This window comes from Alteromonas nitratireducens, from assembly GCF_040812025.1.
In the GTDB taxonomy this organism is placed as follows: Bacteria; Pseudomonadota; Gammaproteobacteria; order Enterobacterales; family Alteromonadaceae; genus Alteromonas; species Alteromonas nitratireducens.
In genome coordinates this window covers 219,832-240,820 of the sequence record NZ_JBFNPK010000001.1, presented here as the reverse complement: position 1 = coordinate 240,820, position 20,989 = coordinate 219,832, and the positions used below count along the sequence as shown (strand labels likewise).

Sequence of the window (20,989 nt, the reverse complement as noted above, 5' to 3'; positions counted from 1 at the left end):
GCTCCGAATATCGAATCACATCTGCACAGTGTAACACGTTGAAAACGCTTAACAGACGTCACTGCGCGGCTCATCGCTGTCCACCTCCACCGTAACATACTTACCGCATCACCGGATGACAATCTGCGCCGGACTGCTACAATGGCGCGCACGCCATAATGATAAACAGTTAACCATGCGCAAACGTATTTATATTGCCTACACTGGCGGTACCATTGGTATGAAACCCTCGTCGCACGGCTATGTGCCAGCGGCCGGGTTCCTGTCAAAAACACTGGCCAGCATGCCCGAATTCCATCGCAGTGAAATGCCCGAATTCACGCTGCATGAATATGACAACCTGATTGACTCGTCGGATATGGATCCGACTGACTGGCAGCGCATTGCTGACGACATTGCCGCTAACTATGCCGATTATGATGGTTTTATCATTTTGCATGGTACCGATACCATGGCGTACACGGCATCGGCACTGAGCTTTATGCTGGAAGATCTGAGCAAGCCCGTGATTGTCACCGGCTCACAAATCCCGCTGGCTGAATTACGCTCCGACGGGCAGGTTAATCTGCTCAATGCTTTGTACATTGCCGCTAACTATCCGATTGCCGAAGTGAGCTTGTTTTTCAATAATCGATTGCTGCGCGGCAACCGCAGCCGCAAAGTGGACGCCGACGGCTTTGATGCGTTTGATTCGCCTAACTGCCCGCCTTTGCTTGAAGCCGGTATAAACATTCGCCTGAAAGCCGGCAAACTGGCCGGTAAGCCCAGCAACACCCTGACCGTATCTCCGGTTCAGGCGCAGCCAATTGGTATGGTCAGTCTGTATCCGGGCATCTCAGCCGAAGTGATTAAAAATACGCTGCAACAACCTGTCAATGCATTGATCCTGCTGAGTTACGGCGTAGGGAATGCGCCCCAGAACCCTGCCCTGATTGCACAGCTGGACTATGCCCGCCAGCGTGAAATACCGGTAGTCAACTGTACCCAGTGTCTGCGTGGACGGGTCAATATGGGAGGTTATGCCACCGGGCATGGTCTGCAGGAAGTCGGCGTAATCTCTGGCAGTGACATGACGCCGGAAGCCACACTGGCCAAACTGCATTATCTGCTCAGTAAATCACTGTCATTTGATGAAATTAAAGCGGCACTGGCCGCGAACCTGCGTGGCGAACTTAACGAGGGATAACATGGCAACCAGCATCACCGGCACACTGCGGAAAATGCGAACGTCGGCTAATCCAAATAACGAAGTGGAGTATACGTTACCCGTTGGCGACACACTGCTTGAGATGAATCCACTGATTGGGCACCACATCAGCCTGACCTTTCATGGCGACATTTACTGCGTGCACTGCAACAGCAAAACCAAAAAAAGTTTTAATCAGGGCTACTGTTACCGTTGCCTGATCACGCTGGCCCAATGTGACAGCTGCATTATCAAGCCTGAACAGTGCCACTATCATGAAGGAACCTGTCGCGAGCCTGAATGGGGAGAAGCCCACTGCCTCACCGACCATTTTGTGTACCTGGCCAACACCGGCACTGTGAAGGTAGGCATTACCCGCCACGTCACTGACGGGGTATCCAGCCGCTGGATGGATCAGGGAGCGACGCAGGCGATGGTGATGCTGAGGGTACCGGACCGGCTTACCAGCGGACTGGTAGAAACCCTGTGCAAAGAACACATTGCCGATAAAACCAACTGGCGCACCATGCTGAAAGGCAAACCGGAAGACGTGGATCTGAGTGAAGTAAAAACCACCCTGCTGAATGCCATAGAGGCGCCGCTGAATGCACTTCGGCAGGAAAAAGGCCTCCAGGCTGTCAGCCCTGTTGAGGACAGTCCTCATGCTATTCACTACCCGGTAACCGCCTATCCGGACAAAATAAAGTCAATCAACCTCGATAAAACCCCCGAATTTTCAGGCGTACTTCAGGGAATCAAGGGCCAGTACTGGCTATTGGAAGGTGACAGAGTGATTAATATCCGGAAATACGCCGGCTATAACGTTACCGTGACAACACCCTGACCGTCGCGTCTTTAACCGCCGCGACGGCCTGGTTCTTACCCTGCTGCTTGGCCTGATACAGCGCCTCATCGGCTCGGCCAAGCAGTGCATCTTTGTTGTCACCATTTACACTTAATGTGTATCCCAGACTCACCGTCAGCGGTTTATCCAGCGAAAAGTCATGGCTGGCAATCAGTCTGACCACTTTCTCTGCCAGTTGTGCGGCGCTCTCAGGTGTCTGATCAGTTGCAATGATCACGAACTCTTCGCCCCCCCAGCGCCCGAACAGGTCGATGTCGCGGATATGAGCGTCGATGGCGCGCGCAAACTCGACAAGGATACGATCGCCTTCAAGGTGTCCGCGACAGTCGTTGATCTGTTTAAAATCATCAATATCTAAAACCAGCACAGCGAAGACGCCACCCTGACGATGAAAACGGGTAAGTTCCATATCCAGAAACTCTTCTATGCGATAACGGTTCCACAGCCCGGTGAGGGGATCATGCCGGTACAGACTCTCGAGTTTCTTTTGCTGGAGTTGTAACTGAATGGCAAGTAAGCGCCGCTGATGCAGCATCAGGGTAATACTGAAGATAACGCAGGAAAACGCACCGATGAACAATTGCAGGGCAATGAGCGGTGGCAGGTAACTGTTGTCAATGAACGGCCCCTGTCCGGAATAGGTTGCAAACACGGCAATTGCCGCAATCACAATCTGTACAAAATACACGGCACGCTGTCCTTCCTGAAGCAGTAGCGCAAACGCGACCGGCAGTAGCATAACGCACAGGATCACTGCCCACTGAGGCAGCATGACCAGGTCAAACAAAATCAGGGTAAGCCCGGCAAACACCAGTGTAGACAGCAGCATGACCGGCATAAACCACGGTGAGGGATATTCTGGCTTTTTTAGCCAGGCATACAGTAAAGGCGTAAACAAAATCACGCCGACGCCATCCCCCACCCACCAGTTGATCAGGGCTACCCAGTATTGCTCTGCAGGCAGGAAGGAAAACAGGGCCAGCCCGGATATGCCAAACACTGCGCTGATGAGCGGACCGAGCACAACGCCTAAGCCGCCAAAGATTAAGAAATGGTGCAAAGAGTGGAAAGGTGATTCGCTGGAGGTCAGACGTTGAATCAGGCCAGCCATCACCACCAGCGCAATCACATCGCCAAGCCCGTTAATCATACCGGCCGCTACCGCGGCACTGACCAACGTTAACGAGTGAAACGAAAAATATGCCCAGACATTACCAAAAAACGCGCCGAGGAAGATGCCAGGCCAGGTACGCCGCCCGTAATAAAGCGCAAGCGCCAGCATAAGTCCGGATGGGATCCAGACCGGAGTGACATTGCCGGGCTCTATCGCAAAGACCTGACTGATGCGTGCTGTCACAATGTAGACCGCCGCCACGATGAGCGTGAAAACTACGTTCTTACCGTTCAATCACGCCTCCCGATGCAACGCTGACCTTTACATAAAATATTAACTCTATGTAATAATTGCAAACATCTTATGGAATTAAGCGCGGTGATTATTTCCGCCTGAAGGCGTAATCTGGCCGCAGAGCGCCAGGAGTGAAGGCTTAGACTTCCTCACCGCCCAGTTCACGGGCAATATCGTCAAGTTGCGCCAGCGTAGTATCAAACCCATTGCTGCGAGGCTGATAACGAATGCGGACGTGATGGTCAGTGCGTCCAAATCGCACTCGCAGCCCGTCGGCATCAAGATGGGTAGCCGTATTCAGAAAGCGATAAGCACGGGCCTCGCTGTCGAAACGGTATTCAATATCCTGTTCTAACATGATGTTGGTGTCTTAAGGTTAATTCTTGTTGCACTCTGCCCTGCTGCCAACATGGTTGGCGCATCAGAACGCCGTGCCGACGTCATTGCCGGTCAGCGTATTGTCATTTGTCAGGCGCGTCATGTGCTGATGCACCCGCGCTCTAATCCGGGAATATTTTTGCCGGATATCTTCGCATTCCTGCCCGGTCAGACACCCCATCTGCGATTGCAGTGCAGCATACTCGTTTTCGAGCAATGCCGCACGCGCCGCCACGTCCTGTTCGTCGGGGTTATCCAGCAGAGCCTGATATTTTGACATTACCAGTGTGACTGCCTTTGTTAGTTGCAGCGGCCGTTGCTCCTGCTCTTCCAGCACGCTCAGACGGGCGTGCAGCGCATCAGACAGGCCAGTATCGGCAACTTTTTTTATCAGACGCTGGATTAACGACTTATCGTTAAGCTGAGCAACCACCTTATGCGCTAACCCGGCATCAGGCGCGCGCAGAATGATATACCGTATAAGTTTTTCACTGTGTGCTTTGGCGATAAGTTTCAGGCACAGCGCGGTGTCAGACAGCAGATGTGGGTCGTTGAGCAGCACGCTTTCAATCTGCGACCGGGATGCCGACTCCAGTAAAAATGCGCGACGCTCCTGTGGCGATAAGGCTAAGGACGAATTCCCCTGCACCGCCGCGTCGACTTTTTTTGCCGAAACCCGCTGAACGCAGGGATCTGCGGCAGTAACTGCCATCTTCTGCCAGAGCGCAAAACTGTTTAGCTTTTCCAGTGCTGCCAGGCTGACATCACGACTGCTGTCATTAAATGCCAGTTCGTGTAAGTGTGATTTATCAGACGGTTTGTCTGGCGACAGCCGCTCAACGGCTTTGCGACGCGTGCTCTCGTCAGGACTGGCATAATCAGGCGTAAACAGCCGGTTAAAGATCATCCTGCCTGAACCGCGCAATCGTATTGTCGTCCTCACCTTTCAGCGAGCGCAAAAAGTCCTGCTTGGTTTTATGCACGATTTCACCTTGCTCGTTCACCGTCATATGCTCTTGTGACTTAGCGACTTTCGCCTGATACAGCATCACAGCCTGCATACAGTTATCACGCTGCTCCTGTGACAATACGGTACCGTCCTGCCATTTGCCGGTTTCCACCGCCGTGCGCAGTCGTTCAAACACTTCAGGCGTCATCGCCTGTAATAATGCATCTACATTCATGAGGAAAAACGCTTCACCATTACCATTCTTACGCGATTCACAACATACCACACAAACCCGACAATGCTGCAGAGTATGGCAAGATTATGCTGCAAATCTCCGGGTCTTGCTCCGCCCCAGTACATGAAACCAAAGCCGGCGACAAACAGCAGGACAGCGATAAGCGACTGATTCTGAATACCCTGCAGTTTCTGGTATTTCTGTAGCTGACGCTTGCGTTCCATATCTTCAGATGAGGCATCACCGACACCAAAGCCACAATGTGGGCAGATATCCGCTTTATCTGAGGTTTTTTTATTGCACGACGGGCAATTCATTAGAGCCATGTATTACTCCTGTTGTTTAGGTGGTAATCAGGGCAGCGGTCGCCCGGTGTGGTTCTGTGTTGATTAACAGAACACGTCCTCGGGGACGGGAAACAAAATGCGTACCTGCGCAAGGTTGTTACGCTACCACGTTAACGCAGATACGCATTCTATCATTTCAGGATTATTTTTGTACTCGACTCCAGTAGTCGGTGATGGTCTCTTTCATTTCTTTTCTCAGCAGCATAATGCCAAACAGGTTTGGCAGTGTCATTACCACAATCGCCACTGCAGACAGCGCCCAGACCAGCGTGGTGTCAGAAAACGCTGCCCAGATGAAGCCGGCCACGTAAATGACACGGTATGGCATCACAGAGCGCGGACCAAACAGATAGGTCATCGCACGGTCACCGTAATACGACCAGGCAATGGCTGTTGAGAACGCAAACAGCATCAGACCAACAGACACAATGTACTGTCCAAAGTCGCCAAACAGACCGCGGGTAAAGGCGATGGTAGTCAGTGCAGCCGAGTGCACCAGCGACTTACCATGGACTTCCAGGTTCTCTTTCAGCGGTTTACCGTCTTTAATTTCCAGCGTACCGGTGAAAGGATCGTCGTCACCCACCAGGTACTTGACGTCTTCCGCCACTGATCGTGCGTTGATGAGCGTAAAGCCGTCGCTGACAGCGGTGCCGTTAACAACAGAAATTGTTCCCGTGTACGGCTCAATGGTGCTGCCGTCAACATCATTCAGGAAGCGATACAGGTTATCCACGTCCTCTGCCTCAGAGTCGGTGTACTGGCCTGTCACAAAATACATGTCCGAGCGATCGAAGATGTTTTCATGTTTCTCTTTCCAAACGCCGGAGGACAGGATAACCAGACCGGTAATGGTACAAATCAGAATGGTATCAATGAAGGGTTCCAGCAACGACACCAGGCCTTCTGAGGCAGGCTCTTTGGTCTTCGCTGCAGCATGCGCAATCGGCGCCGAGCCCTGACCGGCTTCGTTAGAGAACAGTCCCCGGTTAACCCCTTTGTTAAAGGCATACGCCAGTGAGGCACCCAGGAAGCCGCCGGCAGCAGCAGACCCGGTAAAGGCATCGCTAATGATTGACGCGAACGACGGGCCAATGTTTTCCAGGTTGGTGAAAATAACACTGAGCGCACCAATCAGGTAAACAACTGCCATAAATGGCACAACACGCGCGGTAACAGCAGCGATGCGCTGAATACCGCCAAGAATAACCAGCGCCAGTAAGATCCCCAGCACACTTCCGACAATCCACGGCTCAAAACCAAATGTGGCTTCAATACTCTGTGCAATGCCGTTACTTTGCGGCAGGTTACCGGTACCGAACGAACAAATAACGGTGGCTACCGCAAACGCTGCCGCCAGCCATTTCATGTTCAGACGACGGTCCATGTAGTACATGGGGCCGCCCGCCATGGTGCCGTCTTCCGTTTTGACACGGTACTTATGTGACAGGGTCACTTCCACAAACTTGGTGGTCATGCCCATAAAGGCGGTTGCCCACATCCAGAAGATGGCAGCCGGCCCCCCCAGGAAGATAGCAAATGCCACACCTGAAATATTACCGGTCCCTACCGTGCCTGACAGCGCGGTGGTAAGTGCGCGGAAGTGCGTGGTATCGCCAGGATCAGACTCTTTGTCGAACTTTCCGGTCACAACCAGCCAGGCATGTTTGAAGTAGCGGATCTGGGGAAATCCAAGGTAAATGGTAAAAAACAGACCTACGCCCAGCAGGACGTAAGGAAACCAGAACGCGCCCCCGAGAAAGCCGTCAATGGTGGTTAGAAAATTATATAAACTTTCCAAACTGAGTTCCTCTTAATGAATGTTGTTATTGTTGTAGTATCGTAATAATCGACTTAGCGTAACTTATCAACGACAGCACGGGTTGCGACCAGCAGGTCCTCGCCCAGCTGACGGCTGCGCTGAACCGACCAGCCATAGACATCGTCCGGTAAGTCAGCATTATCTTTAAACGGCATTTCTACGGTATATGCCAGACAATGGAATTTTTCACCCACTGCACACGACGCCACGGTCAGATTGGCCTGACCTGGTGCATCCTTTTCATAACCGTAGGTATCCTGAAACTCTGGTGTCGCATTTAACAGAGCCTGCTTGAAGGTATCTTCAAGCATTTTCAGGCGCTCATCATACGACGGAATGCCTTCGCTACCGGCCACAAAGTTGTACGGCAGGGCTTCATCACCATGCAAATCAAGGTACATGTCTACGCCAATCTCTTCCATGGCGTTAAGCACATACAATACTTCCGGGCTTTTCTCAGCACTCGGGGTTGCCCATTCCCGGTTCAGGTTAGTCCCTACCGCGTTGGTTCTGAGGTGACCACGTGCCGCACCATCCGGGTTCATATTCGGAATGATGTAAAACACGGCCTTATCAAGCAACTGTCGTGCGATACCATCCTGCTCATCAAGCAGCCGGTAAATCAGCCCTTCCGCACACCATTCGGCCATGGTTTCACCGGGATGCTGACGCGCGGTGACCCAAATCTTTTTCTTCTGGGGGCTTTCCTCACCAATGACCAGCATTGACATGTCGCGCCCATCCAGCGTCAGCCCGAGGAAACGGTGCTCACAGTCCAGATACATCTGCGCGTCGTGAATAAGGTCCAGGTGGCGCTCGTAGCTGTACGGGATGAAATATGCGAAAAACACACTGGGCTGTTCCAGCGTCAGCGAGAAGGTCAGGTTGTTGCCGTCAAACGACGAAGGCACCCGAAACCAGTTCTCACGGTCGTAAGATGCCAGCACATGATAGCCTTTCCAGCCATCCGGATAGGCTGACTTTTCAAGATCAGTAATCGTCAGGGTGTGCGTTTCGAACACCTCGCCGACCAGGCGAAAGTGAAACCACTGGTAGAAATCGGACTGATTATCTTTATGAATGCGAAGAACAATATTGTCGGCAGAATTGGCTTCTACAACGTCGATATTACCGCTATCGAACTGACTGGATATATGCATTGTCTGTCGTTTCCTTTTTTTGGTGACCTAATTTAGCATACCCATGGACGGAAATACTATGAACGCCCGTCAAACTCTGTGCAGTGCTGCTGTTTACGGGGTGCATAAGGTATAAAAAAACCGGCGTGTCGTCGACAACGCCGGTCTTGTAAATCGCCCCGGTTATCAGGCTGGCAGAGACGGATAAGTCAGCCCTGCCATGTCGCGCACCACGCGCATTACCTGGCAGCTGTAACCGAACTCATTGTCATACCACACATAAAGCGTTAGTCGGTTCTCTGATACGATGGTTGCGTGAGAATCGACCACTGCCGCAGCACGTGAGCCAACCAGGTCGGTCGACACAATTTCGCTGCTCGCGGTGTAATCAATCTGGTGCTGCAGTGACGAGAACAGCGCCGTGTTACGCAAAAACTCATTCACCGACAGCTTGTCCGTTTCCTTATTCAGGGTCAGGTTCAGAATAGCCATTGACACGTTCGGTGTCGGCACACGGATCGCATTACCGGTAAGTTTACCCGCCAGTTTAGGATAGGCTTTCGCCACCGCTTTGGCCGCACCCGTTTCGGTGATAACCATGTTCAGCGGTGCGCTACGGCCACGACGCTCAGCCTTGTGGTAGTTGTCAATCAGGTTCTGATCGTTGGTATACGAGTGTACGGTTTCAACATGGCCGTTGGCAATGCCGTATTCCTCATCCAGCGCCTTGAGAACCGGTGTAATGGCATTGGTGGTACAGCTCGCTGCCGACAGAATCGTATCTTCAGGCGCGATATCCTGGTGGTTAACACCGTGCACAATATTTTTGATGTCACCCTTGCCCGGCGCGGTCAGAATAGCTTTAGACACGCCTTTCGCTTTCAGGTGCAGGCCAAGCCCTTCACGGTCACGCCATTTACCGGTGTTGTCTACCACAATGGCGTTATTAATGCCGTACTGCGTGTAATCCACTTCGTCCGGGCTGTTTGCATAGATAACCTGAATGTAAGAGCCGTTTGCTTTAATCGCGTTACGCTCATGATCAACGGTAATACTGCCGTTGAACGGACCATGCACTGAGTCGCGACGCAGCAGACTGGCGCGTTTGTCGAGGTCGCCATCACTGCCGCCACGCACTACGATGGCACGCAGACGAAGCTTGTTATTTTTGCCCTGACGTTCAATCAGCAGACGCGCCATCAGACGACCAATGCGTCCGAACCCATACAGAACCACGTCCTGAGGCGCCTGATTGTCATCTTTATCAATCACAGAAGACAGTTTGTCATGCAGATAGGCGTGCAGATCGTCTTGGTCTACCGCAGCGCCATAATGGAAATCGAACGCCAGTTTACCGATATCAATTTCGGCAGGTGCGAGTTTCATGGTGCTGAGCGCATGCAGAATCGGATAGCTTTCACGCAGGCGCAGTTTAACCCCTTCGTGCAGACGAACTTTGCGGTGTGCTTTAATCACATCAATGGCGCTGGCATTCAGCAATGGACGGCCATAGACGGAAATCTCGACCGCGTGGTTACGGTAAAGCTTTCCAATCAGGGGTAACATCATTTCTGCGTACTCCTGACGTTCCTGCCAGCTGCTTAGCAATTCCTGTTCGTACTGTTGATTCATGACTCTGCCTTCTCATGGAAAATTAACAAACACCTGTCACCATATCGACGAATTGTAGGGTACACTGAGGTGAGTGTCGTCGACCGGTGTCAGCGGCGACAAGTGTAATGAAACAACCCGGGATGACCAAATTGTTGAAAAGTTTCAGAAATACAGAAAAAACGCGCTACAAGGCGACTTTCTTACGTAATTTTTCCACATTACGCTGTCGCATCTGTGCGCTGCTGTTGTTGAGCCTGTCACTGTCGGGATGTGACAAGTTGTTTGAGCCTACGCTCGCAGAGATTTGTCAGGACAACCCGGCAATGTGTAACGACCTGAATCAGGACGGCTGGTGTCGTTCTGAGAAAGCGGTGATCATTAAAATGCGCTATCAGCATCGCGATGACAGCGGTGAGGCATACAAATATCCGATGCTGCTGGCGTTTGAGGATTACCTGAAGTGTGTCGACAAAGCGTCGGGCATTGAACACATTAAATACCGGGATAAAGAAACAACCCGGCTTAAAGGCGTACTCACGGCACAGCGCGAGATCAAACGTCTGGCCAGAGAAACCAGACAGTCGGACAACCCTTACCTGGCGCACTATCACTGGTCACGCTATGGCGACGAAGCCGCCCTGAAACGCTTTAAGGATTACGTGGCAGCAAATACCGTGACCGAACCCCAGTTACTGGTATTTCTGGCCGAAGAAGAAGTAAAAAATGATGTCAGAAAAACCGTATCGATTTTGTACGATGCCCTGGCACTCTACAGCGATGCCGATGACATCAATAAAGAAATCTTCTTTTCACTGGTGTCGATTGCGCTTGAGCTCGAAAACTATCGTATGGCCTACGTGTGGCAACAGGTGACCAGTTATTACGACGAAACAGCCGTATCGTCACCATCGACACTGCTGGCCCTGCAGCCTGACCTGCCGGTTGGCGTCCTCGATGCGGTCGCAGATGAAATCATCTCGGCACTGAACAGCGGCGAATTTGATGCTTATACCCTGAAACTCGACAGGCTGTAATTTATTTTCAGCAACAACCATAAAAAAACCGCGCTGGTCAGCGCGGTTTTTTTATTGGGTTTCGTTAGCCTTACACCAGAATGGTCAATTTTTAACCACTTGTTCATGTAGGTTTAGCGGGCTTACCCCTTGACCGTCTCGTTGTCGTTACTGACAAATGTCAGGGACAGCGAGTTAACACAATAGCGTTGTCCTGTCGGCGCAGGTCCGTCCGGAAACACGTGACCAAGGTGCGCGTCGCAGGCTTTGCAGAGGATCTCAATACGCTGCATACCGTGGCTGAGGTCTTCTTTGTATGTCACGTTACCTTCAGGCAACTGATCATAAAACGATGGCCAGCCACATCCTGCATCAAATTTGGTGTCGGCACTGAAGAGCGCTGCACCACAACACTTGCATAAATAAACGCCCGGCCGGGTCTCATCGAGTAATACACCGGTGAAAGGCCGCTCTGTGGCCGCCTTTCGCGTCACGTTGTATTCTTCGGGTGTCAGTCTGTCCCGCCAGTGATTATCGTCGCTCATACTGTATCTCCCGCTACGTTTGCGCTTAGCGTTTGATAGCGGTTTGCGGACGTGCCGGATCACTCCATTCGATATGGTATTTCTTACCTGCTGGTTTATCGGTACGCTGATAGGTATGCGCGCCAAAATAATCGCGCTGCCCCTGCAGCAGATTGGCCGGCAACACCGCGGTACGGTAGGAGTCGTAATAACTCAGCGCCGACATCATTGCCGGACACGGAACACCGGCTAAGGTTGCCTGGGCAATCGACTCGCGCCAGTCAGACTGATAACGGGTGATTTGATCGGCAAAAAACGGATCCATCAGCAAATTGGTGAGTTCTTCGTTCTTTTCGTAGGCCTGGGAAATACGCTGCAGGAACACCGCACGGATAATGCAGCCTGCGCGCCAGATTTTGGCAATTGCCGCAAAATCCAGCTCCCAGCCATGCTCTTTGCCGGCCATCGCCATCAGCTGAAAACCCTGTGCATACGCGCAGATCTTAGAGCAATACAGCGCCTGCTCCAGTTTGTCGATAATCTGGTTCTTCTGCTCATCTGTCATGCTGACAGGTGCGGGGCCGGACAACGTCTCACTCGCGGCGACCCTTTCGTCCTTCAGGCTTGACAAACTGCGTGCAAATACCGCTGATGCAATGGTTTGTGCCGGGCTGCCCACCTGCAGAGCACTGACAGCCGTCCACAGGCCGGTGCCTTTCTGACCGGCTTTATCAAGGATCACATCCACCAGCGCGGCACCGGTTTCGGGATCCTGCTGTTCAAGCACTTCGGCGCTGATTTCCATCAGGTAGCTGTTCAGCTTGCCGTCATTCCAGCGGCGAAATACGTCGGCAATGTCCGACGGTGACATAGCCAGTGCGCTGCGCATGACATGGTAAGTTTCGCAGATAAGCTGCATGTCGGCATACTCGATACCGTTATGCACCATCTTAACGTAATGGCCTGCACCGACCGGGCCGATATAGGTGGCACACGGTTCGCCGTCTTTCACCGGCTTACCCGGTGTGGTTGACGTTATCGGTTTGCCGGTTTCCGGATCAACTTTCGCCGCAATAGACTTCAGCACCGGCTCAATACGGGTCCACGCATACGGGTTACCACTTGGCATCAGAGATGGCCCAAAGCGTGCCCCGACCTCACCGCCAGACACCGCGGTAGAAAAGAAAATAAACTTCCCTTTGTATTTTTCTTCCCGGGCTACAGAGTCTGTCCACAGGCTGTTGCCTGTGTCCACTACGATATCGTCGGCATGAATACCGGCGTCAATAAGATGATGACAAACATGGTCGACCGGCTCACCGGCGGGAACAGAAAGAATAATCAAATGCGGCGCTTTGAGCTTACTCAGAAGCTCGGTATAGGAACTGCAGCCTTCAACCCGCGGCGCGGTGCCAGGAGCGCGCTCAGACGCGTCTTTTTTCAGGATGGCTTCGACTTTTTGCTGGTCGAGATCGAAACAGGCCACGCGATAACCGTGGTCGGCCAGGTTCAGGGTGAGGTTCGCGCCCATGACGCCCAGTCCGATAAAACCGATATCGCACCCGATTGCTGAGTGCGCCTTTCCACCTTCATTTTGCATAGGATTGCCCTTTCGTTTCAGATGGGTGCGCATCATACCACTGACGGCAAATAAGAACAGCGCATAAGTGCAATAAAATTGCTATTTCACGGTAACACACACCCTTCACCACCCGCATCAGCAAAGACGGCGTGCCCCCACATCGCTATGCTGCAGTGCCTCTCGCATAACTGAATACCGCGACCGATTTACCGGCCTGCAAAAATACCCGCTGGATACAAATTTGTGGCTGATCGCGAAGCGATGCATAACGGGTATCCAGTCTCAGAGTCCAGCCGCCCGTAGGTACCAGTCCCGGCAGATTAAAGCGCACATCGTCATCACTGGCATTAAAGCAGATAAACCAGTGCTCAGGGTTTGCACTGGCCTGATTACAACCACGGATCTCAACCCCGAACGCTTTGTTATGACGGGCCTGCCAGTCTTCTGATGCCTTGCTCGACCCATCCGGTTTGTACCATTGAATCGCGGACACATTGCGCGACAGGGTGTAAGGATCATCCCCCAGTTTAAGTTCGCTGAACAGTTCACTCTCACGGCGCAATGTCGTGACATAGCGGCAAAAATCGAGAAAGTCCTGTTTACGTTTATTCAGGTCCCACTGATACCAGTTAATATCGTTATCCTGACAGTAGGCGTTATTGTTGCCATCCTGGCTTCGGCTTAACTCGTCACCACCCAGCACATGCGGTGTCCCCTGAGAGAGCATCAGAGTGGTAAAAAAATTGCGTTTTTGTCGCTCTCTGAGAGAGAGAATTGAGGCCTGATTTGTCTCGCCTTCGTGCCCGTAATTGGCGGAGATGTTGTGACCGTGCCCATCCTGATTGCCTTCACCATTGGCTTCATTGTGACGGTTGGCATAACTCACCAGATCCTGGAGCGTGAAGCCATCATGATAGGTAACATGGTTAACCGAACAGCTGATGTGTCGTTTGCCTTTGTGAAAAATATCACGCGAGCCCATCAGGCGTGTGGCAAAGTCAGCGGTCATCCCCTCATCACCACGCCAGAATGCCCGGACCGTATCACGATACTTATCATTCACTTCCAGCCAGTGGGCCGGGAAACCACCCAACTGGTAACCGCCCGGACCAATGTCCCAGGGTTCGGCAATCAGCACGCGATGCCCCAGCAGAGGGTCCTGTCTGATTGCGCGTAACAAACCGGCATTGGCGGTAAAATGACGAGGGTCGCGTCCCAGGCACACGGCCAGATCAAAGCGGAAACCATCGACACCAATCACACTGACCCAGTAACGTAATGCGTCCAGAATCAGCGTTGTCATAAACGGATGTGCAGTATTAATTGTGTTACCACAGCCAGAATGGTTGGTATACACCAGGCTGCCATCGGGTAACTGCTCGCGCAGATAGGCCTGAAACGGACAAAACCCTTTAAACGATAAGACCGGGCCGCCCTTGCCTCCTTCGGCGGTGTGGTTAAAAACAACATCAACAATGACTTCCAGTCCCGCGGCATGGTATGCATCAACCATGGTTTTAATTTCTTTCAGCGCATCCGCCCTGGCATAGCGGGGTTCTGGCGCAAAAAAGTTTACCGGGTTATAGCCCCAGTAATTGGTCATGCCTTTCTGGGTAATATAGGGTTCGGGCATAAACGCAGCCAGCGGCATAAACTGCACGGTCGTCACGCCAAGCGACACGATGTGCTCGATAACCTTAGGATGCGCAGCGCCCAGGTAGGTGCCGCGATCAGACTCACTGACATCGGGATGACGTTTTGTCAGCCCTTTGACATGGGCTTCATACACCACACGCCCGCGATGCTCGTCCCGTTGAAAAGCAACCGGCGGTGCATATCGGGTCTCATCCACAACCACAGATTTGGCCACCATAAACTGTGAGTCGTGCAAATACTGTCTGGCGTCCCACTGTTGCGGCCGGCTCAGTTTTTTTGCGTACGGATCAATCAGCAGTTTATCCGACGGACTCTCGTGCAGCTGTCCGTCTCCACGGTCAACCCGGTACGCATAAAACTGCCCATGTTCTATCCCTTCAATGAATCCGTGCCAGATATCACCGGTTTTTTCCGGCAATAAGACTTCAGCAGTGGCTTCCTCGGTATCAGAGTGAAACAGGCAAAGCATCACGGCTTTTGCATCGGGGCTGTAAACGGCAAAGTTACAGCCCCCGTCCGTCAGGGTCGCGCCCAGCGGTGCGGGGTGGCCGGGGCTGGGGGTCAGTGGCTCAGAAGCGGGCCGTGAGCTCACATGCTCTCCTGGTCAAAAATAATGAATAATGTGGCCAGCGGGGGTAACGCGACATCAACAGAATATGGCTGATTGTTCCACGGCTGTTTAGCGGCTTTCATGGTCTTTTCTACCGCATAACCGCTGCCCCAAAATACGCTATCGTCCGTATTAAGCGCAAGCGTGTATTTGCCTGCATCCTCCACCCCAATACGGAAATGACTGCGCGGAATGGGGGTAAAGTTACTCACAACGTACACCTTCTGCTTCCGGCTTTTGGCACGTCTAACAAACGACACCACGCTCTGACCGGCATTTTCATGATCAATCCAGCTGAACCCTTCATGGTGATGATCCTGCTCATGCAGTGCGGGGGTTGAGGTATACAACGTATTCAGCGCTTTATAGAGCGACTGCAGCCCTCTATGCTTGTCGTAGTTGAGCAAATCCCATTGCAGTTCAGCGTCATGGTTCCACTCACGGGACTGACCAAACTCGTTGCCCATAAAATTCAGCTTCTTACCCGGATGGCCATACATGAAACCTGCGTAGCAGCGGTGGTTTGCTGCCTGCTGCCACTCATCCCCGGGCATTTTCCCAATCAGACTGCCTTTGCCGTGCACCACTTCATCATGGGAAATCGGCAGCACAAAGTTTTCATTAAAGGCGTAAACCATGCTGAAAGTAATATCACCATGGTGGTAACGACGATAGGCCGGATCTTTTGAAATATAATGCAGCGAGTCGTGCATCCAGCCCATGTTCCACTTAAAGCCAAAGCCCAGACCGCCATCAAACACCGGCCGTGATACCTTAGGAAACGACGTGGACTCTTCAGCGATGGTCATGGCATCAGGAAAATGCCGGTACACTTCCTCATTCATCCAGCGCAGCAGACTGATGGCCTCATAGTTTTCATTACCGCCGTCGACATTCGGGATCCACTCACCGTCATTGCGTGAATAGTCCAGATACAGCATTGATGCCACCGCATCCACGCGCAGCCCGTCAATATGAAACTTATCCAGCCAGTACAGTGCGTTGGCTACCAGAAACTGACGTACTGTGTCCTTGCCAAAATCGTAAATGCAGGAATTCCAGTCGGGGTGCCAGCCCCGGCGCGGATCGGCGTACTCGTACACGTGGCTGCCATCAAACCGGGCAAGTCCGTGACCATCCTCGGGGAAGTGCGCCGGCACCCAGTCAATCACCACCCCGATACCCGCCTGATGGCAGGCATCGACGAAGTATTTAAAGTCATCAGGACTGCCAAAGCGGCTGGTGGGAGCAAACAGGCCCACCGGCTGATACCCCCAGGAGCCGTCAAACGGGTATTCCGATACCGGCAGACACTCGATGTGGGTATAGCCCATTTCTTTTACATAAGGGATCAGGTCTTTGGCGAGTTCGCGATAGGTCAGGTAACGTTTTTCTGACTTTTCATCCGGGCGCTTCCAGGAGCCAAGATGCACCTCATAAAAGCTCATTGGCGACTGATATTTGTCCTGTTTACGTGTCTGCATCCATTCATCATCGTGCCACTGATAACTGTCGTGGTTGTAAATAACAGAAGCATGCGAGGGATACTGCTCAGCATAGAAGCCCAGCGGGTCGGCTTTGTGCGGCAGCGGGTTACCCACGCTGTCCTTGAGTTCGTATTTGTAGCGATCGCCACAGGACAGTCCCGGCACCACCAGTACCCAGTAACCCAGATCGGTTTTTTGCATTGGGTGACGACGCCCATCCCACTGGTTAAAGTCGCCAATCACTGAGACCGACATGGCATTGGGTGCATAGACAGAAAACCTTATCGCATCGACAGGCTTTTTACCGGTATCCAGTGATACCCGCTGTGCCCCTGCCTGACGATACAGGTTCTGTGGTGCCTGATCGATGAAATGTACAGCGTGGTAGGCTTCATCCCTGAACTGGTAAGGGTCAATGACGGTAAACGTGTCATCGTCTTTGGTGATGTGCAGCTGATACCTGGTCCCCTCTGCAAACGACACGGTACCGGCAAACAAACCTTCATGCGTTAGTTCCAGTTGCTCTGCTTTTTTTCGCGATCCCAGCGGTTTGGCGGCGACCTGCGCGGCGCCCGGCATCCAGACCGTGAGCTTATTCGCCTTCCCGTCTGACCGTAAGCCAAGATGAGAAAAAGGATACGTACATGTTGCATTGGCGAGCTGGGTAACTAATTGCATGTTTACTCCTGGCAAAAACCCGCATGACCGCGGGCTTTGCTGTTCCGATGTTATTTATTACTGGCTTCCTGTCTGGCCTGCGTCAGTCGCGCGGCAAGCTGCTTTATCTCTGGCCGGCCGAAAATGTCGTCCAGTTCATGGCTGAGCTTGCGCCGCCAGTTGGGGTACTCATTAAATGTACCTGGAATATTGACCGGTTTGTCCATTTGCAGCCAGTCCTCGAGCTGCAAACTTAACAGTGCACTGGAGCCGGTGGCCATGTGCACCTGCATGCCATAGTTGAGCGCCTGAGTCATGCCGGTCACGTTCACGTCGCGCCCCACGTCATCACCGACAGATCCATGCCCGTGTAATGAGTCAAGAATGGCCTGCTTATTCTCGTGACGATCCAGATACAACTGTGAAAGGATGTCATCAGTGGGGTACAACCCCAGTGTTTTCCCAAGCTCAAGGTCAAGACAGTGCCAGTATCCTATTAAGGTTGGCATGTCATGGGTTGTCAAGGTTGACATTGACTGCACCGGGTAGTGTGCCGGCGAGAAAAATCCGCCGTCTTCCGCCTGCTCAAAGAAAAACACCCGGTATGAATACACCCCGTTGTCAGCCAGCTTTTCACGGATTTCGTCAGGCACCGTACCAAGGTCTTCACCAATCACCAGACTCTGATGGCGATGGCTTTCAAGCGCAAGAATAGCCAGTAGATCATCCACCGGGTAGTACACGTAGCCGCCGTCCCGGGCGTTGTCACCTTTGACCACCCACCACAGGCGCAGCAACGCCATCACGTGGTCGATCCGCAGGGCACCAGAGCCTGCCATGTTGGAAGAAAACAAATCAATGATCGGCTGATACTGCTGTTCATACAGCTTGTGCGGATCCATTGGCGGCAAGCCCCAGTTCTGTCCGAGTGGTCCAAGAATATCGGGCGGTGCTCCAACACTCGCGCCGGTACAATAAAGATCCTTATTTCCCCAGATTTCTGCACTGCCCTCACTGACCCCCACGGCCAAATCGCGGTACAGACCAATGGTCATATCACAGTCACGCGCCACCTGGCTGGCTTTTTCAAGCTGCCCGGCTGCAATCCACTGCAGGAACAGGTAAAAGCGAACCTGTAAAGCATGCGCCTTCTTAAACTTTGCCACTGCGCCGTTGTGATAGTCTTTCAGCTCGTCCGGGAAGACCGGCCAGCCCCAACTGGGCTTGCCATTGTCTTTGAGGTGCTCCTGCAGTGCGTCATACACGGCAAGCATGTCGAGACTCTCACCCCCCTCTTTCACAAACGCTTTAAACGCACGGTTCTGTTTGGTATTACGCGACAGGTAGCGTGCACTGTAAACCGAGAAAACCGCCTTCAACGCCTCCAGTTTCAGTGCAGCCACTGCTTCATAATCGATGTAGTCAACCTGACGGGCATGCGCCAGACGCGACTGGAAATCAGGACTGTTAACGATGGCCTGAACCGATTCATCGTCATAGCCATCGACGGCGGTCACATCAATGTACAGGTAATTCAGCCAGCGACGGGAAGAAGGCCCGTAAGGCGAACACGCATCCGGGTTAGCGGGATACAGGGCATGGATAGGGTTCAGTCCGATAAAATCAGCGCCGGCATCCGCTGCCTGCCTGACCAGCTCGGCCAGATCGGAGAAATCTCCCATTCCCCAGTTGCGGGCACTGCGCACACAGTAAAGCTGCACGCTGAGCCCCCATATTTTTTTCCCTTCACGAATAGCCGGTGGCGTGTAACAGGCGTGCGGCGCAATAATGAGACGCATTGACGCCAGTTCATCGCCGTTGTCACTCGCGGTCAGCGACAGCGTATGGTATCCCAGCGGCAGAGTGAGCGGTAACGCGAGTACATATTCATGAAACTCGACATCGTCAATTTGTGCCGCCTGTATCAGTTCCTCATCAACCGGTACAAACCGGTGACTGAACTCTTCACCCTGTTCCGTGGTAATAATAAAGGTGTAATCGTCATTAACCAGTTCAATCGGCAGTCGTACCGCAACCATGATGTTTTCATCGGTGCGGTTAACCTGAACCGGGTTCAGAGGAGAAGCCCAGATATTCGCCGCCTCGTGTCTGAGGTGGCCGATGATCGCGTCATCACTGCTGGTATCGTAACCCAGAGCATGCAGCAGCTTGGTTTTGCTTTCATCGGCGATAGTGGCTGGCTTTCCCCACGCGTCCACGAAATGTGTGCCGATGCCACGCATTTCAACCAGTTGTTGCAGCAGTTCTTGTGTCATTGTGCATGATTCCTTTGTCTGGACGAAAGCTTAGCAGTAATGATAACCGCGCGCCCAACATACATTTTTTTAACATTATTGTTGATGCAGTGCGTACGGGGAAACTGAATACGATTGCATTGGAACATTTTTGTAATTTTGCAACATAATTTCAATTATCTTTGCGAATTATTGCATTTTGATCCATACTTTACGTAATTTATTTTCATTTATCGACATCGAGGTATGTTATGACAACACGCATCGGTATTAACGGTTTTGGACGCATAGGCCGTCTGGTACTGCGCGCCGCCGCCCAACGTGACGACATCGAAGTGGTCGCCATCAATGATTTGCTGGACACCGATTATATTGCTTATCTGCTAAAGTATGACTCTACCCACGGCATCTTCAACGGCGAAATCAGCGTTGACAATAACAACCTGATCGTCAACGGCAAGACCATTCGTGTGACCTCAGAAAAAGATCCTGCCCAGCTGAAATGGGGCGACGTAGGCGTTGACGTGGTCGTCGAGTCTACCGGCTTGTTCCTGACCAAAGAGACGGCATCGAAGCACCTTGAGGCAGGCGCGAAAAAAGTCGTGATGTCTGCCCCGTCAAAAGATGACACACCGATGTTTGTGATGGGCGTGAACCACGAAGGCTACGCTGGCGAGAAGATTGTCTCGAATGCGTCGTGCACGACAAACTGTCTGGCTCCACTGGCAAAAGTACTGCATGATAATTTCGGTATTGTTGACGGTCTGATGACAACCGTACATGCCACTACTGCAACACAGAAAACGGTTGACGGCCCGTCTCTCAAAGACTGGCGTGGTGGCCGTGGTGCCGGTCAGAACATCATTCCGTCATCAACAGGTGCTGCTAAGGCTGTGGGCAAAGTTATCCCGTCGCTTAACGGCAAGCTGACCGGCATGGCTTTCCGCGTGCCTACCCCGAATGTATCAGTCGTTGACTTAACCGTGAATCTGGCAAATGCGACGACCTATGACGCTATCTGCGAGGCAATGAAAGCCGCGTCTGAAGGCGAACTGAAAGGCATCATGGCGTACACCGAAGATGCGGTCGTGTCGAACGACTTCGTGGGTAATCCGCATACGTCCATTTTCGACGCTACTGCAGGTATTGCCCTGACAGACACCTTCGTCAAACTTGTGGCCTGGTATGATAATGAATGGGGCTATTCAAACAAGGTTCTTGATTTGGTTGCCCATATCAGCGGGAAATAACCCCTGCAGTGC

At 52.3% G+C, this 20,989-nt stretch carries 17 protein-coding genes; 4 read left to right on the top strand and 13 right to left on the bottom strand.

All coding sequences use genetic code 11. The features are described 5' to 3' along the window. Positions 1-175: 175 nt before the first annotated feature. Both ansA and AB1N33_RS01075 read left to right on the top strand, forming a co-directional pair. Entirely contained in the window at positions 176-1,186 is a 1,011-nt protein-coding gene (ansA, locus tag AB1N33_RS01080) for an asparaginase (protein ID WP_411269673.1), read from the top strand. A gap of 1 nt (position 1,187) precedes the next feature. Continuing rightward, complete coding sequence (locus AB1N33_RS01075) at positions 1,188-2,030, top strand: DUF2797 domain-containing protein (protein ID WP_411269672.1); 843 nt, start codon at positions 1,188-1,190, stop codon at positions 2,028-2,030. On the opposite strand, the gene AB1N33_RS01070 is transcribed toward AB1N33_RS01075, so the two are convergent. The 8 genes from AB1N33_RS01070 to AB1N33_RS01035 all read right to left on the bottom strand — a co-directional run bounded on the left by AB1N33_RS01070 (position 2,011) and on the right by AB1N33_RS01035 (position 9,961). Then, positions 2,011-3,459 (bottom strand): sensor domain-containing diguanylate cyclase, encoded by a 1,449-nt coding sequence (locus AB1N33_RS01070; RefSeq protein ID WP_411269671.1) that lies wholly within the window; start codon positions 3,457-3,459, stop codon positions 2,011-2,013. The genes AB1N33_RS01075 and AB1N33_RS01070 overlap by 20 nt on opposite strands. Before the next feature lie 139 nt (positions 3,460-3,598). Continuing rightward, complete coding sequence (locus AB1N33_RS01065; RefSeq protein WP_411269670.1) at positions 3,599-3,817, bottom strand: hypothetical protein; 219 nt, start codon at positions 3,815-3,817, stop codon at positions 3,599-3,601. A 63-nt stretch (positions 3,818-3,880) separates the two neighbouring features. After that, positions 3,881-4,744 (bottom strand): hypothetical protein, encoded by an 864-nt coding sequence (locus AB1N33_RS01060; RefSeq protein ID WP_411269669.1) that lies wholly within the window; start codon positions 4,742-4,744, stop codon positions 3,881-3,883. Continuing rightward, a complete protein-coding gene (locus AB1N33_RS01055; RefSeq protein ID WP_411269668.1) occupies positions 4,734-5,021 on the bottom strand; it encodes a YeaC family protein in 288 nt (95 codons plus the stop codon). The genes AB1N33_RS01060 and AB1N33_RS01055 overlap by 11 nt, the downstream gene beginning before the upstream one ends. Continuing rightward, a complete protein-coding gene (locus tag AB1N33_RS01050) occupies positions 5,018-5,347 on the bottom strand; it encodes a hypothetical protein (RefSeq protein WP_411269667.1) in 330 nt (109 codons plus the stop codon). The genes AB1N33_RS01055 and AB1N33_RS01050 overlap by 4 nt, the downstream gene beginning before the upstream one ends. Positions 5,348-5,510: 163 nt before the next feature. Further along, entirely contained in the window at positions 5,511-7,169 is a 1,659-nt protein-coding gene (locus tag AB1N33_RS01045) for an alanine/glycine:cation symporter family protein (RefSeq protein WP_411269666.1), read from the bottom strand. A 53-nt stretch (positions 7,170-7,222) separates the two neighbouring features. Then, positions 7,223-8,350 carry a M14 family metallopeptidase gene (locus AB1N33_RS01040; RefSeq protein ID WP_411269665.1) on the bottom strand — a complete coding sequence of 376 codons (1,128 nt, stop codon included), beginning with the start codon at positions 8,348-8,350 and terminating at the stop codon, positions 7,223-7,225. A 165-nt stretch (positions 8,351-8,515) separates the two neighbouring features. Then, positions 8,516-9,961 (bottom strand): glyceraldehyde-3-phosphate dehydrogenase, encoded by a 1,446-nt coding sequence (locus AB1N33_RS01035; protein WP_411269664.1) that lies wholly within the window; start codon positions 9,959-9,961, stop codon positions 8,516-8,518. A gap of 122 nt (positions 9,962-10,083) precedes the next feature. Between AB1N33_RS01035 and AB1N33_RS01030 the strand changes: the two genes are divergently transcribed. After that, on the top strand, positions 10,084-10,977 hold the full coding sequence (locus tag AB1N33_RS01030) for a DUF2989 domain-containing protein (RefSeq protein WP_411269663.1): 894 nt from the start codon (positions 10,084-10,086) through the stop codon (positions 10,975-10,977). A 122-nt stretch (positions 10,978-11,099) separates the two neighbouring features. On the opposite strand, the gene msrB is transcribed toward AB1N33_RS01030, so the two are convergent. The 5 genes from msrB to malQ all read right to left on the bottom strand — a co-directional run bounded on the left by msrB (position 11,100) and on the right by malQ (position 19,748). Next, positions 11,100-11,501 carry a peptide-methionine (R)-S-oxide reductase MsrB gene (gene msrB, locus AB1N33_RS01025; RefSeq protein ID WP_411269662.1) on the bottom strand — a complete coding sequence of 134 codons (402 nt, stop codon included), beginning with the start codon at positions 11,499-11,501 and terminating at the stop codon, positions 11,100-11,102. A 25-nt stretch (positions 11,502-11,526) separates the two neighbouring features. Further along, entirely contained in the window at positions 11,527-13,080 is a 1,554-nt protein-coding gene (gene gnd, locus AB1N33_RS01020; RefSeq protein ID WP_411269661.1) for an NADP-dependent phosphogluconate dehydrogenase, read from the bottom strand. A 145-nt stretch (positions 13,081-13,225) separates the two neighbouring features. Continuing rightward, complete coding sequence (gene glgX, locus AB1N33_RS01015; RefSeq protein WP_411269660.1) at positions 13,226-15,310, bottom strand: glycogen debranching protein GlgX; 2,085 nt, start codon at positions 15,308-15,310, stop codon at positions 13,226-13,228. Further along, positions 15,307-17,493, bottom strand: a complete 2,187-nt coding sequence (glgB, locus tag AB1N33_RS01010) for a 1,4-alpha-glucan branching protein GlgB (protein ID WP_411269659.1) — start codon at positions 17,491-17,493, stop codon at positions 15,307-15,309. Before glgB ends, glgX begins: the two co-directional genes overlap by 4 nt. 50 nt (positions 17,494-17,543) lie before the next feature. After that, complete coding sequence (gene malQ, locus AB1N33_RS01005) at positions 17,544-19,748, bottom strand: 4-alpha-glucanotransferase (RefSeq protein ID WP_411269658.1); 2,205 nt, start codon at positions 19,746-19,748, stop codon at positions 17,544-17,546. Positions 19,749-19,978: 230 nt separating this feature from the next. Here malQ and gap point away from each other — a divergent pair, with 230 nt between their 5' ends. Beyond that, entirely contained in the window at positions 19,979-20,977 is a 999-nt protein-coding gene (gene gap / locus AB1N33_RS01000; RefSeq protein WP_411269657.1) for a type I glyceraldehyde-3-phosphate dehydrogenase, read from the top strand. Positions 20,978-20,989 lie beyond the last annotated feature (12 nt).

Excerpts from the sequence above, each read along its gene's own strand:
- gnd (WP_411269661.1), bottom strand. The coding sequence starts at position 13,080 with ATGCAAAATGAAGGTGGAAAGGCGCACTCAGCAATCGGGTGCGATATC.
- AB1N33_RS01040 (WP_411269665.1), bottom strand. The coding sequence starts at position 8,350 with ATGCATATATCCAGTCAGTTCGATAGCGGTAATATCGACGTTGTAGAA.
- AB1N33_RS01050 (WP_411269667.1), bottom strand. The coding sequence starts at position 5,347 with ATGGCTCTAATGAATTGCCCGTCGTGCAATAAAAAAACCTCAGATAAA.
- AB1N33_RS01035 (WP_411269664.1), bottom strand. The coding sequence starts at position 9,961 with ATGAATCAACAGTACGAACAGGAATTGCTAAGCAGCTGGCAGGAACGT.
- ansA (WP_411269673.1), top strand. The coding sequence starts at position 176 with ATGCGCAAACGTATTTATATTGCCTACACTGGCGGTACCATTGGTATG.
- malQ (WP_411269658.1), bottom strand. The coding sequence starts at position 19,748 with ATGACACAAGAACTGCTGCAACAACTGGTTGAAATGCGTGGCATCGGC.
- AB1N33_RS01055 (WP_411269668.1), bottom strand. The coding sequence starts at position 5,021 with ATGAATGTAGATGCATTATTACAGGCGATGACGCCTGAAGTGTTTGAA.
- AB1N33_RS01030 (WP_411269663.1), top strand. The coding sequence starts at position 10,084 with ATGACCAAATTGTTGAAAAGTTTCAGAAATACAGAAAAAACGCGCTAC.
- AB1N33_RS01075 (WP_411269672.1), top strand. The coding sequence starts at position 1,188 with ATGGCAACCAGCATCACCGGCACACTGCGGAAAATGCGAACGTCGGCT.
- AB1N33_RS01065 (WP_411269670.1), bottom strand. The coding sequence starts at position 3,817 with ATGTTAGAACAGGATATTGAATACCGTTTCGACAGCGAGGCCCGTGCT.
- glgB (WP_411269659.1), bottom strand. The coding sequence starts at position 17,493 with ATGCAATTAGTTACCCAGCTCGCCAATGCAACATGTACGTATCCTTTT.
- AB1N33_RS01060 (WP_411269669.1), bottom strand. The coding sequence starts at position 4,744 with ATGATCTTTAACCGGCTGTTTACGCCTGATTATGCCAGTCCTGACGAG.
- gap (WP_411269657.1), top strand. The coding sequence starts at position 19,979 with ATGACAACACGCATCGGTATTAACGGTTTTGGACGCATAGGCCGTCTG.
- msrB (WP_411269662.1), bottom strand. The coding sequence starts at position 11,501 with ATGAGCGACGATAATCACTGGCGGGACAGACTGACACCCGAAGAATAC.